The following is a 15282-nucleotide window of genomic DNA, read 5'->3' as shown; positions in this document are numbered from 1 at the left end:
CTCCCCTTTGAAGATCGTCCACTTGCCCTAGTGCACGTACCCAGGGCGTGAACGGTTCATCCACCGGCGAGGAGGTCAGTGTGTTCGACAAGCACGGTGAGTCGGCCGGCCGCCGCGTCAGCCAACCGGCGGCGGGCGTACGCCTGGGCGGGCCCGGCCAGCTCCGGGCGCTGCTCGCAGGCCGCCCCGAGCCACCCTCGGAACCATTCGGCGGTCAGGTCGGCCTGGTCCGGGCCGAGACGCCACGGGCTGGGCCGTTCCCGCACGTCGACGCCGCGCCGGGCGAATGCGGCGGCGGTGGCGGCGACGGCATCCGGGCCGAGCAGCCGCCGGCCCTCGACGGTACGCCGCTGGTGGTCGTTGAACGCGGCCTCGACCGCCTCGTCGAGCGGGTCGGCCGGGGTGAACCGGACCCGCCCGGTCACCGAGATGGCGAACAGGGCTGGTCGGCCGACGCAGGCGGCCGCCACCCGTTCGACCTCCTCCGCGGTGAGCATGTCCAGCAGCGCGGACGCGGTGACCAGGGAACTGTCGGCGAGGTCGGCGGCGGTCAGCCGGGTGAGGTCGCCGCGGCGGGTGTGGACGGTGATCGGAGCGCCGTCGGCGGCGGTCACTCCCCTCATGCCCTCGGCGGCCCGGGTCAGCAGGTCGGCGTCCCGGTCGTGCAGCACCCAGTGCTGTGGTCCGGGTAGCCGGGCGGCCAGCCAACGACTCATCGACCCGGTGCCGCTACCCAGGTCGTGGATCACCGTCGGGGCGTCCCCGGTCAGCCGGGCCCGGACGGCATCCAGCAGGTCCTCGGCGCGCGCCGCCGCGTCGGCCGGCTCACGCAACCGCAGCCAGTCGGCGAACGGCAGGGTCTCCTCGGCGGTCATTCCGCCACCTCCTTCAGCACGCCGGCCAGCAACGCGGTGGTCACCGGCCAGTCGGTCAGGGTGTCGCGCCGGGCGAGAGCGGCACGCCGTAGCTGGTCCCGCAGGTGGTCGTCGCCCAACCACCAGCTCAGCGCGCCGGCCAGGGCGGCCGGGTCGTCCGGTGGAACGAGCAACCCCGGCAGGTCACCATCGGGGGTGCGCCCGAGCGCCTCCGGCACGCCGCCCACCCTGGTGGCCAGCACCGGCAGGCCGCGCGCCAGCGCCTCCGTGACGACCATGCCGTACGTCTCGCCTCTGGACGGCAGCACGAGCAGGTCGGCGTCGGCGTACGCGGCGTCGAGCGCCGCACCGGTCAGCGGCCCGGCCAGCCGGACCCGGTCGGCGAGGCCCGCGCCGGCGAGCCGGTCGCGCAGCCGGTGCACCAGCTCGGGCTCCCGAGCCAGCGTGCCGACGCAGACCAGCGTCCAGGGCACCTCGGGCAGCACCGTCAACGCGTCGGCCAGCACGTCATGACCCTTGTGACGGGTGACCGCGGCCACGCAGAGCAGCCGGCCGCCGGTGGCCGATCCGGGGGGCGTCGGCGGCGCGGGAGTCACCCCCGGTCGCGCGACCCGGACGCGGTCGGGACGCAGCGGGTGGCGCAGCAGCAGGCGGCGACGGGTCCACTCGCTGGTGGTGACGACGGCCCGAGCGGCGGCCAACGCCCGGCCTTCCGCCTCGTCGTCCAGCGGCATGTGCACCAGGACCACCAGGCGCAGCCGACGGGCGTGTGGGGCGAGCAGGTCCGGCACGGTCGAGGCGATCAGGCCGTCGACCAGCACCACGGCGTCGTCGGGCGCGGCGGCGAGCACCCCGCCCAGCGTCGCCCGGTCGGCCGGATCGGGGTGCGGCCACGCGCCGGGCACCGGATGCTCGTGCACCGACCAGCCGCGCTCGCCCAGCCCCGCGCAGATCCGCCGGTCGTAGGAGTTGCCGCCGCTGGGCGTGGCCGGATCGTCGATGTCACCGGGCAGGACGACGTGCACCGCCCGGCCCGCATCGGTCACAACGACCGCTCGTAGCTCGCCCAGGCGATGTGCGACTCGTGCAGGGTGACAGTGATGCCGGTCAGGTCGCGCGCCCCCGCACCCAGCTCACCGGCGTGCACCCGCTCGACCAGCCGGTCCGCGATCGTGCGGGCCAGTACCTCCGTGGTGGTGTTCACCCCGGCGAAGGCCGCCTCGTCGTCGAGGTTGCGGTAGGTCAGCTCGCTCAGCACGGCTCGCAGCTGCTCGGTGGCCAGGCCGATGTCCACCACGATCCCGTCGGCGTCCAGGTCGGGCCGGCGGAACGTCGCATCCACCACGAACGTCGCGCCGTGCAGCCGTTGGGCGGGCCCGAACACCTCGCCTCGGAAACTGTGGGCGATCATCATGTGGTCCCGAACGGTCACGCTGAACACGGTCACTCTCCGTCTTCGTAGGTGATGAGGTGGCAGAGCGCGGGCAGGTCGCCCGAGGTCAGTCTGGCGAGCACGTCGGGCAGCTCCGCGAAGCGCGACGCGCCGGTGATCAACGCGTCGAAGGCCGGGTCGTCGAGCAGGTCCAGGGCGAGCGCCAGCCGGTCGGCGTAACTGCGCCGTCCTCGTCGGGCGGGTGCCACCATGCCGACCTGGCTGCTGCGCACGCTGAGTCGACCGGAGTGGAACGCGCCGCCCAGTGACACCTGCACCGGGCGGTCGCCGTACCAGCTCAGCTCGATGACGGTGCCCTCCGGGGCGAGCAGGTCCAGCGACTGTTGCAGGCCGGCGGCGGTGGCGCTGGCGTGCACGACCAGGTCCCGGTCACCGCGGGCATCGGCCGGGTTGGCGAAGTTGACGCCGAGGGCCCCGGCCACGCCAGCCCTGCGCGAGTCGGTGTCGACCAACTCGACGTGCACGCCGGGGAACCGGGCCAGCAGCGCCGCGACGCAGCAACCCACCATGCCCGCGCCGATCACGGTGACCCGGTCCCCGACCAGCGGCGCCGCGTCCCACAGCGCGTTGACGGCGGTCTCCACCGTGCCGGCGAGCACGGCTCGAGCGGCCGGTACCCCCTCCGGCACCGGCACCACAGCACCCACCGGCACGACGTACGCGCTCTGGTGCGGGTGCAGGCAGAACACCGTCCGCCCGAGCAGTTCCGCTGGGCCCTGCTCGACCACGCCGACGCTGAGGTAGCCGTACTTCACCGGGCCGGGAAACTCGCCCTCCTGAAACGGCGCGCGCATCGAGGCGTACTGGTCGGCGGGCACCCGGCCGGCGAACACCAGCGTCTCGGTGCCCCGGCTGACCCCGGAGTAGCGGGCCCGGACCAGCACCTCGTCGGGGCCCGGGGCGGCCAGCGACACCGGCTGGATCTCGGCCACGCCGGGTTCGCGCACCCAGCAGGCGTACGCCTCGCGGATCACCGTCGCGCACCTCACTCTTTCCGCCGGCCGCACCGAGCGGCCACTGTTTCGTGTCCCTGTCGGGGTCGTCGATCATAAACACGGAGGTACGGTGCCCACAGTTCGAAGTGGTCCGATCATCGGGCGGAGCACGCAACCGGCCGTGTTGGCGGTGCTCTCCGCCACGGTGGCGCTGGGCAGCGCGGGCTGGCTGTCTCCGTCGGTGAAGCTCGCCGGCCTTGGTGTCCGTGCCACCGTCCCTGACCGGCGCCGCTACCAGCGGTTGCGGGCCTCCTCGGCCCAGCCGACGAGCCCGTCGAGGCTCACCTTTGTCCCGTCGTCCGTCTTCGCCCAGCCGGAGAAGTGCCCGAAACACTGGTGCGTCTCGTTCCCGACGACGCCCAGGTTGGTGCGGGCCACCTTCTCGTGGAACGGCTGGAACTCGGCCTCGACCCGTTCCCCGCTGATCCGCCACGGGCGAAGCCAGTCCGACCGGTCGTAGGTCCAGCGCAACTCCTCGCCGATCTTGTGCAACCGGCCGTCGACGAACAGGCCGTTCTCGGTGACGCCGGTGCCGTCGGTCCACTGACCACCGAGCTGGATCGCCCGTCCCGGTGCCGCACCGGCGGCCCAGTTCCACGTGATCGAATACGGCCACCTGCCGCGACCGTGGTCCAGGACGGCGAACGCGTCCGGCCCACCAATCTCGTAGGTCTGGCCGTGCAGGTGCAGCGTGCCGAGAACAGGGCGGCCGACATCCTTGACGGTGTACTGGAATCGGGTGGGGCTCCACGGCACGACCACGCCGAGCGACTCGTGGCCGGCCGGCAGCGGCACGTCCACCTCCAGCCGTACTCCGGGGGCGGTCGCCGAGATCGCGGTGCCGTCCGGGCGCTGGGCGATCCGGATGGCCAGGCCACCGCCCCCGGCACGGGCCTCGCCCACGCCGCTCTGCGGTGGTAGGACCGTCGCGCGCGCCAGCGGCACCACCACGTCGGCCTTCGTCTCGGTGCCGCTGTCCCGGTCGAGCACGTAGACGCTGTGCACACCGGCGTAGTCGAGCGACGAGGCGACCAGCCCGACGATGTGCCGTGGCGTCACGATCCCCCAGTACTCCCACCGCTTGGTCCGGCCCCAGCCGCGCAGGTTGGCGGTGTGCAGCGGGCGGCGGGTCCAGCCGACCGCTGCCGGGTTGAGCCGCCCGTCCCGTTGGCACAGATCGACAGGTGAGGTCAGCTCACGTTCGTGCGTCACGAGGTGCACGATAGCCCCCGTCACCGTCCGAGACACCCGACCACGGGGGTCGGGGCGGCCTGCGCGGGCATGGCTGCCTTCAGCGCGATGACGTCCCTGGCAGGGCGAGTTCACCGATGCCTCCTTCGGGCAGCACCCGCCCGACCCGGCGACGTTCGGTCTGCCGACCGAGGACGACGGCACCCGCGATGATCCGCTGCGAGTTCGCGGCAACGCTGCGCGACGTGCTGAAGCCGGCTGGCCGTGCGTCCGGCCCTCAGCAGGGCACCTTCGTTCGTGACGTTCCCTCACGTTCCGTGGATGACGCACGGCCACGCTGAGCACTTGACGGGCACATCGATGCGCCCTTACGGTCCTACGACATCAGACATAGGATGTCATAGGATGTGGTGCATGCGCGGCTTCGGCTGCTCCTGACTCTTTCTCTCCCATCGTCCTCTTTGTTGCTCTGCCCTAGCCCGCTGGTCCAGTGCGTGCGGCCAGCCCGGCCCCGATCCATTGCCGACCTTGCACAAGACCGGCAGGAATCCCTCGTCATCAGCCGCTGCAACCCCGCGGCCCGACGCTGCCGAACACGGCCGGAAAGCCACGGACATCGGCGTCCCTGGCCGCCCGGCATCCCCTTGAAGGAATAGGACCCCATGAAGCTGTCTGCCCTCGGCCGCATCGCTCTGGCCACAGGCATCGCCGTACTGACCACGGCCGCGCTCCCCGGCACCCCCGCGACGGCCGCACCGGTGAAGAAGAAGATCCTCCCCGTCCTGGTGGAGTTCAGCGACGCGTCCTTCCAGTTTCCGGAGCAGGTGAAGGCTTCCACGCCGGACACCTACTTCGGCGCGAAGAAGGACTCGGTGTCCTCCTTCCTGTCGGAGGTGTCGCGCGGGCAGTACACGATGGTGCCCGCCGTCAAGGAGAAGCTCATCGGGCCGATCAAGCTGGACCTGACCGCGGGCGGATGCCAACACGGCGAGATCAACAAACTGACCCGGGCGGAACTCACCAAACGGGGCCTGGTGGAGGGGAAGGACTACGACAGCCTCTCCATGGTCTTCCCGGCGCAGAAGACCAACTGCCCCTGGGCCGGCCTCGCCACGGTGCCCGGCGGAACCACCTGGATCAATCTGTACGGCACCGCGAGTGGACTGGACGTCGTCGGGCACGAGCTGGGTCACAACCTGGGCTTCGCACACCAGGGCCGCCTGATGTGCACGGGCGGAAAACTGACCGCCTGCAAGTCCGACGGCACCAGCGCCAAGAGCATCATGGGCGGCGGCGGCTGGCTGTCCGGATTCTCCGCGCCTGAACTGATCAGAGCCGGATGGCTCTCCGGCGGTACGTCGCTCAAGGTCAGCAAGTCCGGGACGTACACGCTGCGCCCCCTGCACGGCACGGGCAGCGGGACGCGGGCGCTGGACATCGCGCTGGGCAAGGACCGGCTCGTCATCGAGTACCGCCACGCGGCGGGCAACCTGGACGCGAAGATCGAGGGTGTTCACGCCTACCGTGTGCCCAACGGCGCCTACGGCTCCTCCTCGATGATCGACACCACCACCAAGAACAAGACGCCGTCCAACGGGGAAGCGGCCAACACGGACGCCATCACGACCCTGACGGACAAGACGAACAAGGTGTCCGTGGCTGTCGTCTCCTCGGGCGGGGGTCAGGCCAGGATCAAGGTTGCGCTCAACGGCGATTCGCTCTCTGCCATCGATGCGGCCCCGTCGAAGTCCGCGACCCCGACCCCGAGCGCCGCCACCCCCACCCCCACTGCCAGCGCGAGCGCCAGCACCGACACCGAAGCCGTGACCGACGACTCCGAGGCGGCCACCGAGTCCGGCTCCGAGGAGCTCACCGCCGCCGGCGGCCGCTCGACCACCCTGCCGCTCGCCGCCGGCGGCGGTGCCGCCGTCCTGGCGGCCGGTGCGGGATTCCTCCTGCTGAAGCGTCGCCGCAGGCGCGCCTGACCCGCCTGTCGGGCCCCGGCCGTCAGCACGGCGGGCGACCGGGGCCCGGTCACACTGTCGTTCATCACGCCTGTCCGGCGAACCGTCACCCCGGCGGCGCCACACGCCCGCTGGACATTGGCCGGCGGTCAGTCGAACTCCTCCACGTATTCCTCGGTGGGGCCAAGCTCAGACTGGTCGCGCAGCTCCAGGACCGGGCCCAGCCGGTCGGTCTCCAGTACGACGATCGTGTTCTCGCCGGTGCGCAGCAGCGGCGCGGGGCAGTAGAGCGTCACCTGCGGGCCGATGTCCCAGTAGCGACCGAGCAGGAACCCGTTGACCCAGACCAGGCCGTGCACCGAGCCGGGCAGGGCGAGGAAGGTGTCGGCCGGCTTCTCGATGTGCACCGTCGCTACCGCGAAGCCGGCACCGGTGCTGGCCGGTCCGGCAGCGGTGGCGTGGCGCAGGTCGTCCGGTGTCCACTCGGCCAGGGCGATCGGAGAGCTGGTCCAGCCGTGCACGATCCGGCGGTCGACGAGCACCGGTCCGAGCAGGCCCTTGTGCTGACCGACCAGTGGGCCGTAGTTGATCCGGCCGAGATTCTCCACCAGGATTTCCAGGCGCACCGCCGCGCCGGTGCCGTTGATCGGTATCTCCGGATGATCGGCGTCGGCAACACCGATCGGTACGCCGTCGGCGAGGACGATCGCGCGGTCGCGCACGTCGGTGAGCACGATGGTGTGCTTGCCCGTGGGGATCTTCGGGTGGGCGGTGAGCAGCACCATCCCGGCGTCCAGGCCGAGCTGCTCGAAGGTGGCCGGCCGTGGACCGCTCGACTCCGGTGTGCGCACGGCGCGCAGGCCGCTGATCAGGTCGGCGCGGTGGGTCAGCGGCACCTGCGCCGGCGGGAGCACCGGCATCCGCTCGGGCACTCGCAGTTGCCCGGTCGCGCCGAGCACAGCGCGCATGGCGTGGAACTTGGCGGTCAGCGTTCCGTCCTCGGCGATCGGCGCATCGGAGTCGTAGCTGGTGATGGTGGGCTGAAGCCGGCCTCGGTCCGCGTTGGCACCGGCCCACAGGCCGAAGTTGGTGCCGCCGTGCGCCATGTAGAGGCTGACGCTTCCGCCCTCGCCGATGATGGCGTCGAGAGTGCGGACGGCGCTGTCCACCCCGCGGACGTGGTGCAGCTCGCCCCAGTGGTCGAACCAGCCGTTCCAGTACTCGGCGACCACGAATGGTTCGTCGGGCCGGCGCTTGGCGAACAGGGCACGGGCGGCCTCGGGCTTCGAGCCGAGGGTGGCCGCGGCGAGCGTCCCCGGCACCGTGCCCGCGTCGTGCATCAGTTCGGTCGGGCCGTCGGCGGTGAACAGCAGCTCGGTGATGCCGCGCTCGAGCAGGGCCGAGCGAATCCAGCGCAGGTACGCCTCGTCGTCGCCGTAGCTGCCGTACTCGTTCTCGACCTGCACCGCCACGACCGCCCCGCCGGCATGCGTCTGCTGCCGCGCGATGCGCGGGATCAGCTCGTCGAACCAACGCTCGACCGGCCCGGTGAACGCCGGATCGGAGCTGCGCAGGGTCACGTCGCGGGCGGTGAGCCAGGCGGGCAGACCACCGTTCGACCACTCCGCGCAGATGTACGGGCCGGGGCGCAGGACGACGTCGAGGCCCTCTTCACCGGCGAGTGCGATGAACGCCTCGAGGTTGCGCCAGCCGTCGAAGCGGGGTGCGCGGTCCGCGTGCGGCTGGTGGAAGTTCCACGGCACGTACGTGTCGAGGGTGTTGAGACCGAGGTCGGCCAGCCGGCGGATCCGGTCGCGCCACAGCTGCGGGTGGACCCGGAAGTAGTGCAGGGCGCCGGAGAGGATGCGGTGCGGGACGCCGTGCCGGTGGAGCTGACTGTCGCTCCAACCGAGTGCGGGTGATGGCCTGGGCGACGGTGTCAGTGTGGTGCCCGGCCGGGTCGTCTCGATCATGGCCGAAGCTTATGTTACCCGTGCCATCTGTAACAATGGCGCTAGGATGCCGCCGTACCGGGTTCTCAGGAGGGCGGGGCGGATGACCGAGGCGACAATGCGTGGCAAGCAGCCGAGCATGACCGACGTGGCACGCGCCGCCGGTGTGTCGGCCCAGACGGTCTCGCGCACGCTGCGCGACTCGCCGAACGTCAACGCGGAGACCCGACGTCGCGTCCTCAACGCGGTTGAGCAGCTCAAATACCGGTACAACGGCGCTCCCCGGCTGCTCTCCTCGGGGCGAAGCTTCACCCTCGGCCTGGTCCTGCTACAGGCCGGCGGCTACTACTCGCGCTCGGGCGTCACCGCCGGGGTGGAGGCGGCGGCCGGTCAGGCGGGTTACTCGGTGAGCATCGCCACCATCGCCGAGCTGGACACCGCATTGATGGAGAAGTCCCTGCTCAAGCTCTCCGACCAGGGCGTCGACGGCATCATCATCGCGGTCCCGTTGATCTCCGTGACCCAGCGGATGGAGGACATCACCCGGGACATCCCCACCGTCACGGTGGATGGCTCACGCACCACCGGGGCGCGGGTGCTGGGCATCGACCAGCACGAGGCGGGGCGCGCGGCCACCCAACACCTGCTGGACCTGGGGCACCGCCAGGTGTGGCACGTGGCCGGGCCGGACGAGTGGATCGAGGCACGGCAGCGCCGGCAGGGCTGGCAGGAGTGCCTGGCTGCCGCCGGGATCGACGCGCCACCAGCCCTGGAGGGCGACTGGTCGCCCGAGTCGGGGTACCGGCTGGGGCAGATCCTGGCAATGATTCCCGAGGTCACCGCCGTCTTCGTGGCCAGCGACGAGATGGCCTTCGGCCTGATCAAGGCGTTGCGGGAGCGCGGACGGTCGGTGCCGCAGGACGTGTCGATCGTGAGCGTCGACGACATCGAGCTGGCCGCCTACTGCCACCCGCCGCTCACCACCGTTCGGCAGGACTTCTACCGCTCCGGGGCGGCGGCGGTCGCACTCCTGCTCGACACCCAGTCAGAGGGCGAATCGCTGACGCCGGCGACCCTGATCGTCCGGGAGTCCACCGCGGCGCCACGGTCACGCTAACCGTCCTGCTACGGGCAGATCGTTCTTGACGGGTCATGTTACGGGTGCCACAGTAACAACGCGCGGCCCGCCCAGTGATCTAGCGGGCTGTGCCTCGTGCACGCCGATCACTCCCGCACCGTTGTGCGTACCGCCCACGGAGGACCACCCCCATGTTGAGAACACCCATCGTCCTAGCTGTCGCCGCGGCGACAGCGCTCAGCCTGCTGACAGGCTGTTCCGGAGGCGACGACAACGCCGACGGCAAGAAGACCCTGAAGGTCGCGGCCTTCGAGGGTGGTTACGGCCGGGACATGTACCTCCAGGTCGTCGAGGCTTACAAGGCGAAGCGCCCCGATGTGGACGTTCAGCTGCAGCTTTCGAAGACCCTGGAAGACGAGATCAGCCCCAACATGAAGGCCGGCAAGTTCCCGGACGTCGTGGTGCTGCCCCAGGGCCGCAAGGCCGCGCTCGCCGAGACGCTGGTCAAGGACAAGGCACTGGAGGACCTCACCGCAGTCCTGGACATGACAGTGCCGGGCGAACAGTCCACAGTTCGGTCCAAGCTCGCCGACGGGATCGTCGGCAACCTCAGCACCAACCCGTACAACGACGACAAGACCTACCTGATGCCGATGTACTACGCGCCGACCGGCCTGGTCTACAACAAGGGCCTCTTCGCGCAGAAGGGTTGGCAGGTCCCGACCACCTGGGACGACATGTTCAAGCTCGGCGACGCCGCCAAGGCCGAGGGCATCGCGCTGTTCACGTACCCGACCGCGGGTTACCTGGACTCGTTCTTCTTCGCGCTGCTCGCCGACGTCGGCGGCGAGCAGTTCTACAAGGACGCCATGACGTACTCCGAAGGTGTCTGGAAGACCGCCCAGGGGCGCCAGGTCCTGGACATCACCGCCAAGCTGCTGAGCTACGCGGCGAAGACCACCGTCGGGTACGCGAACGAGCAGGACTTCACCAAGAACCAGCAGTCGCTGCTCGACAACAAGACCCTGTTCATGCCGAACGGCACGTGGGTCGTCGGCGAGATGAAGGACGCACCGCGCGCCCAGGGCTTCGAGTGGGCGATGGCCCCACTGCCGGCGGTCAACGCCGGTGGCAAGCGCTACCTGACCACCATCGTCGAGTCGGCCTGGGTCCCGAGCGGCGCCCAGAACAAGGACGCCGCGAAGGACTTCGTCGCGTACCTCTACTCCGACGAGGCCGCCGGCATCTTCGCCAAGGCCAACGCGATCCAGCCGATCAAGGGCATCGCCTCGACGCTGCCCGCCGAGATCGCGCCGTTCTACCAGCTCTACGAGGACCCGAGCATCTCCGCCCTGGTGGGTGGCTTCGCCAGCACCGCGCCGGTCGAGGGCGTGAACATCAAGGGCACGCTCTTCGACACCGCGAACAGCATCATCAGCGGCGACAAGACCGTCGACCAGTGGCAGACCGCACTGAACGACGCCAGCGAGAAGCTGCGGCAAGCGGGCAAGTGACGCCCCGGCGGCAGCCCGGAACCGGGCTGCCGCCGACCCCTCCCCCCGCGAGAACCAAGGACTGGTCACGGTGACGACGACCCTCACTCCACCACCCAAGGGCGCCAGCACGCGCGCGCCCAGCCGACCCCCGGCGTCAGGGCGTGGCCCCGCCGCCCGCGGCCGGCCCGGCGACGGCCGCTTCGTCGCCGCCTGCCTGCTCCCGGCGCTGGCACTGTTCGCGCTGTTCATGATCTGGCCGACGGTGAGCGTGTTCCGGATGTCGCTCTACACCTGGAGCGGCTTCTCGACACAGATGCGCTTCGTCGGCCTGGACAACTTCAGCAAGCTGGTCGACGACGAGCAGTTCCTGCGCGCGTTCCAGAACACTGTCGCGCTGCTCGTGGTCGTGACCGTGGTGACGATGGGGATGGGCCTGTTCCTCGCCGCCGTCATGACCCGACAGAAGCTGCGCGGCCACACCTTCTACCGGTTCGTGCTCTACATCCCGAACGTGCTCTCGGTCGTGGTCATCGCGGCCATCTTCTCGGCCGTCTACGACCAGGAGAACGGCCTGCTCAACGGCACACTCCGGCTGCTATCGCTGGACGGCCTGCAACAGGTGTGGCTGGGCGACCAGAAGCTGGTGCTCTACTCGGTCGCGATCGCGATGCTGTGGCAGTCGCTGGGCTACTACATGGTCATCTACATGTCGAGCATGGCGAGCATCCCGGAGGAGTTGTACGAGGCCTCGTCGCTCGACGGCGCGTCGGCCGCTCGGCAGTTCTTCGCCGTCACGCTGCCGCTGATCTGGCAGAACCTGCGGACGACGCTGACCTTCTTCATCCTCAGCGCGGTCAACCTCAGCTTCGTGCTGGTTCGGGCGATGACCGGTGGCGGCCCGGACGGCGCCTCCGAGGTGCTGCTCAGCTACATGTACAAGCAGGCGTACACCAACTCCGCCTACGGCTACGGCATGGCAATCGGCGTAGTGATCTTCGCTTTCTCGTTCCTCGTGTCGCTCCTGGTGAGCCGCGCGACCCGGCGTGAGCCCCTCCAGTTCTAGAGGACACTCCCATGACCACAATCAACAAATCCGGTCCGCGGCCCGGCCGTGGCCTCACCCACCTGCTCGTCGGCGCGATCACCCTGCTCATCGTGATCCCCGTCGCCTGGGTGCTGGTGGCCTCGCTGAAGCGCAAGAGCGAGTTCTTCGGCAGCCCCTGGACCCTGCCCGAAGGCCTGCACCTGCGCAACTACGTCGACGCGTTCGGCGGCGCACAGATGGGCCGCTACTTCGCCACGTCGGTCCTGGTCACCCTCCTCGGCCTGGTCTTCGTGCTGGCGGTCTCGGTGCCGGCGGCGTACGTCGTCGCCCGGTACGAGTTCCGCGGCAAGAGCATCGTCGAGGTGGCGTTGCTCGCCGGGCTCTTCGTCAACGTCAACTACATCGTGGTGCCGATCTTCCTGATGCTTGTCGACTGGGACCGCGCGTTGGTCGACGTGTTCCCGGACGGGTTCTTCCTCGACAACCCGGCGGTGCTCTCGCTGGTCTACGCGGCGACCTCGATCCCGTTCACGATCTACCTGTTGAGCGCGTACTTCCGGTCGATTCCGGGGGACTTCGAGGAGGCCGCACTGCTGGACGGTGCATCCCGGTTCCGGATCATGACGCGGGTGATGCTGCCGATGGCCCGCCCGGCGGTCACCACGGTGATCCTGTTCAACTTCCTGGCCTACTGGAACGACTTCATCATCGCGCTGACGCTGCTGCCGGGCGAGGGCAAGACGTTGCAGGTCGGCCTGCTCAACCTGATGGCCGCGCAGAAGGCGGCCGCGGACCCCGGGCGGCTCTACGCCGGCATGGTCATCGTCATCGTGCCGGTGCTGCTCCTGTACGCGCTGATCCAGCGCCGCCTGATCCAGGGCATGGCCGCCGGCGGCGTCAAGGGCTGAGGCCCGAGAAAGGGATGTCATGAAGGAACCGACGCGTGCCGTGCTGCTCGTCGTCGCCCGGCTGCTGATCGCGCTCGCCTGTGTCGTCACCGTGGTGGTCGTCCGACCCACCGTCGGGTGGGGCCACCTCGCGATCATGCTCGTGGCGCTCGCCGTCCTGATCGGTCTTCTCGCGGACTACAACAGAAAGTTCCGGTGATCCGGACCGGCGCCGGCCGACGGGCCCGCGGTCCCCCCGGACCCGTCGCTGGCGTTACCTCCGGTCGTACCCGCAGGACAGCTTCAAGGAAGTGAACCGCTCCCCCACCCCCACGGTTAGGACTCTCGATGCGCCTGTTCAGGTCCTCATTGGTGGCTTTGGCCACGTTAGCCACCGCAGTACTGGTCGCCGCGCCCCCCGCCGCGGCAGCCGCAACGAACTACTACGTCGACTGCTCCGCGAGCTCCTCCGGCAGCGGCACCCAGGCCAGCCCCTGGAACAGCTTCACCCCGGTGAACGCCAAGACGTTCGCCGCCGGAGATCAGATCCTGATCCGGCGTGGCACGACCTGCGCCAGCCAGCAACTCTTCCCCAAGGGTTCCGGCGCGGCCGGCGCACCCATCATCATCGACGCGTACGGCAGTGGCGCCAAGCCGGTGCTGGCCGGCAACGGTGCGGTGGTCGACGTCGTGAAGCTCTACAACCAGCAGTACTGGGAGATCCGCAACCTGGACATCTCCAACCAGGGGTCGGCGATCGCCACCCGCCGCGGTGTGCACATCATCCGCGAGAACTCCGGCACCGGCACCTACTACCGGGTGACCGGGCTCAGCGTCCACAACGTCAACGGTAACCAGACCAAGAAGGACGACGACGCCAGCGCCGGCATCTTCTTCGAGGTCCTCGGCTACACGGTGCAGACGAAGTTCGACGACGTGCTGATCAACAACAACACGATCGGCACCGTCGACCGCTACGGCATCCACTTCTGGACCCGGTGGATGGTCCGGCCGGAGCTGGCCAACCCCAACTGCGGCTCCACCTGCGGCAACTGGCTTCCGCAGACCCGGGTCGTGGTACGCGGCAACACGGTCACCGACATCGGCGGCGACGCCATCGACGTGCACCACACCCAGAGCGCCCTGGTCGAGAACAACCGGGTGGACGGGTTCCGGGTCCGCGAGCCCGCGCAGTGCGCCGCCGGCATCTGGGGCTGGAACATCAACGACGCCCTGTTCCAGTTCAACGAGGTCAGCGGTGGCCGGAGCACCTGCGACGGGCAGGGCTTCGACCTGGACGAGGGCAACATCCGCACCATCTACCAGTACAACTACAGCCACGACAACGAGGGCGGCTTCATCCTGCTGTGCAACGGCGGGGGTTCCACCACCAAAGACAACATCGTGCGCTACAACATCAGCCAGAACGACCGTGGCCAGATCTTCGACCTGGTCTGCGGGAAACTCACCAACACGAAGATCTACAACAATGTCTTCTACGTGGGCGAGTCAGCGCAGATCATCAACAACGGCAACGGCTCGGCTGGTGCCAATGTCGAGTTCTACAACAACATCTTCTACGTGACCTCGACCCAGGCCAGCTACAACGCCGGCGCGCTGTTGTTCGACTCGAACGTGTTCTACGGCCAGCACCCGGCCGGCGAGCCCGCCGACTCGAACAAGATCACTACCGATCCGCTGTTCGTCGCGCCGGGCACCGCCACCTCGATCAGTGACGCCGGTGGCTACCGGCTCCGCACCGGCTCCCCGGCACTGGCGAACGGCCAGGTCATGACCAACCCGGGCAGCCGTGACTACTTCGGCGGCACCGTCACCCAGGGTTGCCGTCCGGACCGGGGCGCGCACCAACTGAGCACGGTCTGCGTACCCAACGCCAGCGTCATCTCCCGCACCGGCTGGTCCCTGAAGTACACCGACAGCCAGGAGACGGCCGCCGAGAACGGGGCGGCGACGAACGTCTTCGACGGCAACATCAGCACGATCTGGCACACCAGGTACACCGGCGGCAACGCCCCGATGCCCCACGAGATCCAGATCAACCTCGGCGCGAGCTACTCCGTCTCCGGAATCCGCTATCTGCCCCGGCAGGACGGCGGCTCCGGCGCGGCCAACGGGCGCATCGGCCAGTACGAGGTCTACGTCAGCACCGACGGCGTCAACTGGGGAACGGCCGTGGCCACCGGCACCTTCGCCAACAACGCCAGTCAGAAGGAGGTCCGGTTCACCGCGAAAAGCGGGCAGTATCTGCGACTGCGCGCCCTGAGCGAGGTCAACGGCAACCCGTGGACCACCGCCGCGGAGATCTACGCCCTCAACTGACCGGCA

Annotated in this window: 13 protein-coding genes; 7 read left to right on the top strand and 6 right to left on the bottom strand. The window is 69.5% G+C overall.

Annotated features, from left to right (window positions below):
- Nucleotides 1–56: 56 nt before the first annotated feature.
- The 5 genes from ABTW72_RS24950 to ABTW72_RS24930 form a co-directional block, all read right to left on the bottom strand.
- Nucleotides 57–875 (bottom strand): small ribosomal subunit Rsm22 family protein, encoded by an 819-nt coding sequence (locus ABTW72_RS24950; protein ID WP_350862308.1) that lies wholly within the window; start codon nucleotides 873–875, stop codon nucleotides 57–59.
- Complete coding sequence (locus tag ABTW72_RS24945) at nucleotides 872–1921, bottom strand: glycosyltransferase family 4 protein (RefSeq protein ID WP_350862306.1); 1050 nt, start codon at nucleotides 1919–1921, stop codon at nucleotides 872–874. Before ABTW72_RS24945 ends, ABTW72_RS24950 begins: the two co-directional genes overlap by 4 nt.
- Nucleotides 1918–2316, bottom strand: coding sequence for a 6-pyruvoyl trahydropterin synthase family protein (locus ABTW72_RS24940; RefSeq protein ID WP_210786039.1), 399 nt, complete (start codon nucleotides 2314–2316; stop codon nucleotides 1918–1920). Before ABTW72_RS24940 ends, ABTW72_RS24945 begins: the two co-directional genes overlap by 4 nt.
- Before the next feature lie 2 nt (nucleotides 2317–2318).
- Nucleotides 2319–3302 (bottom strand): zinc-dependent alcohol dehydrogenase, encoded by a 984-nt coding sequence (locus ABTW72_RS24935; RefSeq protein ID WP_350862304.1) that lies wholly within the window; start codon nucleotides 3300–3302, stop codon nucleotides 2319–2321.
- Between the two features lie 252 nt (nucleotides 3303–3554).
- On the bottom strand, nucleotides 3555–4535 hold the full coding sequence (locus tag ABTW72_RS24930; protein ID WP_350862302.1) for a DUF2804 domain-containing protein: 981 nt from the start codon (nucleotides 4533–4535) through the stop codon (nucleotides 3555–3557).
- A 641-nt stretch (nucleotides 4536–5176) separates the two neighbouring features.
- On the opposite strand from ABTW72_RS24930, the gene ABTW72_RS24925 reads away from it, so the two are divergent.
- The gene (locus ABTW72_RS24925; protein WP_350862300.1) at nucleotides 5177–6499 is read left to right on the top strand and encodes a metallopeptidase domain-containing protein; all 1323 of its coding nucleotides are present in this window, start codon (nucleotides 5177–5179) and stop codon (nucleotides 6497–6499) included.
- 128 nt (nucleotides 6500–6627) lie between these two features.
- On the opposite strand, the gene ABTW72_RS24920 is transcribed toward ABTW72_RS24925, so the two are convergent.
- A complete protein-coding gene (locus ABTW72_RS24920) occupies nucleotides 6628–8451 on the bottom strand; it encodes a glycoside hydrolase family 35 protein (RefSeq protein ID WP_350862298.1) in 1824 nt (607 codons plus the stop codon).
- A gap of 82 nt (nucleotides 8452–8533) precedes the next feature.
- Between ABTW72_RS24920 and ABTW72_RS24915 the strand changes: the two genes are divergently transcribed.
- From ABTW72_RS24915 to ABTW72_RS24890, 6 genes are all read left to right on the top strand, one after another.
- A complete protein-coding gene (locus tag ABTW72_RS24915) occupies nucleotides 8534–9547 on the top strand; it encodes a LacI family DNA-binding transcriptional regulator (protein WP_350862296.1) in 1014 nt (337 codons plus the stop codon).
- A 152-nt stretch (nucleotides 9548–9699) separates the two neighbouring features.
- Nucleotides 9700–11022, top strand: coding sequence for a carbohydrate ABC transporter substrate-binding protein (locus ABTW72_RS24910; RefSeq protein ID WP_350862294.1), 1323 nt, complete (start codon nucleotides 9700–9702; stop codon nucleotides 11020–11022).
- A gap of 70 nt (nucleotides 11023–11092) precedes the next feature.
- Nucleotides 11093–12067: a carbohydrate ABC transporter permease gene (locus tag ABTW72_RS24905; protein ID WP_350862292.1), complete on the top strand. Its 975-nt coding sequence runs from the start codon at nucleotides 11093–11095 to the stop codon at nucleotides 12065–12067.
- A gap of 11 nt (nucleotides 12068–12078) precedes the next feature.
- A complete protein-coding gene (locus ABTW72_RS24900; protein ID WP_350862290.1) occupies nucleotides 12079–12957 on the top strand; it encodes a carbohydrate ABC transporter permease in 879 nt (292 codons plus the stop codon).
- A 19-nt stretch (nucleotides 12958–12976) separates the two neighbouring features.
- Complete coding sequence (locus tag ABTW72_RS24895) at nucleotides 12977–13156, top strand: DUF6903 family protein (RefSeq protein ID WP_350862288.1); 180 nt, start codon at nucleotides 12977–12979, stop codon at nucleotides 13154–13156.
- Between the two features lie 152 nt (nucleotides 13157–13308).
- Complete coding sequence (locus ABTW72_RS24890) at nucleotides 13309–15276, top strand: discoidin domain-containing protein (RefSeq protein ID WP_350862286.1); 1968 nt, start codon at nucleotides 13309–13311, stop codon at nucleotides 15274–15276.
- Nucleotides 15277–15282: the final 6 nt, after the last annotated feature.

It is taken from the genome of Micromonospora sp. NPDC127501, from assembly GCF_040302185.1.
In the GTDB taxonomy this organism is placed as follows: Bacteria; Actinomycetota; Actinomycetes; order Mycobacteriales; family Micromonosporaceae; genus Micromonospora.
The sequence above is the reverse complement of the archived record's forward strand: the minus strand, read 5'-3'. Positions and strand labels throughout refer to the sequence as shown.

Bases quoted from the DNA above. Each gene is read 5' to 3' on its own strand.
- ABTW72_RS24950 (WP_350862308.1), bottom strand. From the start codon at position 875: ATGACCGCCGAGGAGACCCTGCCGTTCGCCGACTGGCTGCGGTTGCGT.
- ABTW72_RS24925 (WP_350862300.1), top strand. From the start codon at position 5,177: ATGAAGCTGTCTGCCCTCGGCCGCATCGCTCTGGCCACAGGCATCGCC.
- ABTW72_RS24920 (WP_350862298.1), bottom strand. From the start codon at position 8,451: ATGATCGAGACGACCCGGCCGGGCACCACACTGACACCGTCGCCCAGG.
- ABTW72_RS24915 (WP_350862296.1), top strand. From the start codon at position 8,534: ATGACCGAGGCGACAATGCGTGGCAAGCAGCCGAGCATGACCGACGTG.
- ABTW72_RS24910 (WP_350862294.1), top strand. From the start codon at position 9,700: ATGTTGAGAACACCCATCGTCCTAGCTGTCGCCGCGGCGACAGCGCTC.
- ABTW72_RS24900 (WP_350862290.1), top strand. From the start codon at position 12,079: ATGACCACAATCAACAAATCCGGTCCGCGGCCCGGCCGTGGCCTCACC.
- ABTW72_RS24895 (WP_350862288.1), top strand. From the start codon at position 12,977: ATGAAGGAACCGACGCGTGCCGTGCTGCTCGTCGTCGCCCGGCTGCTG.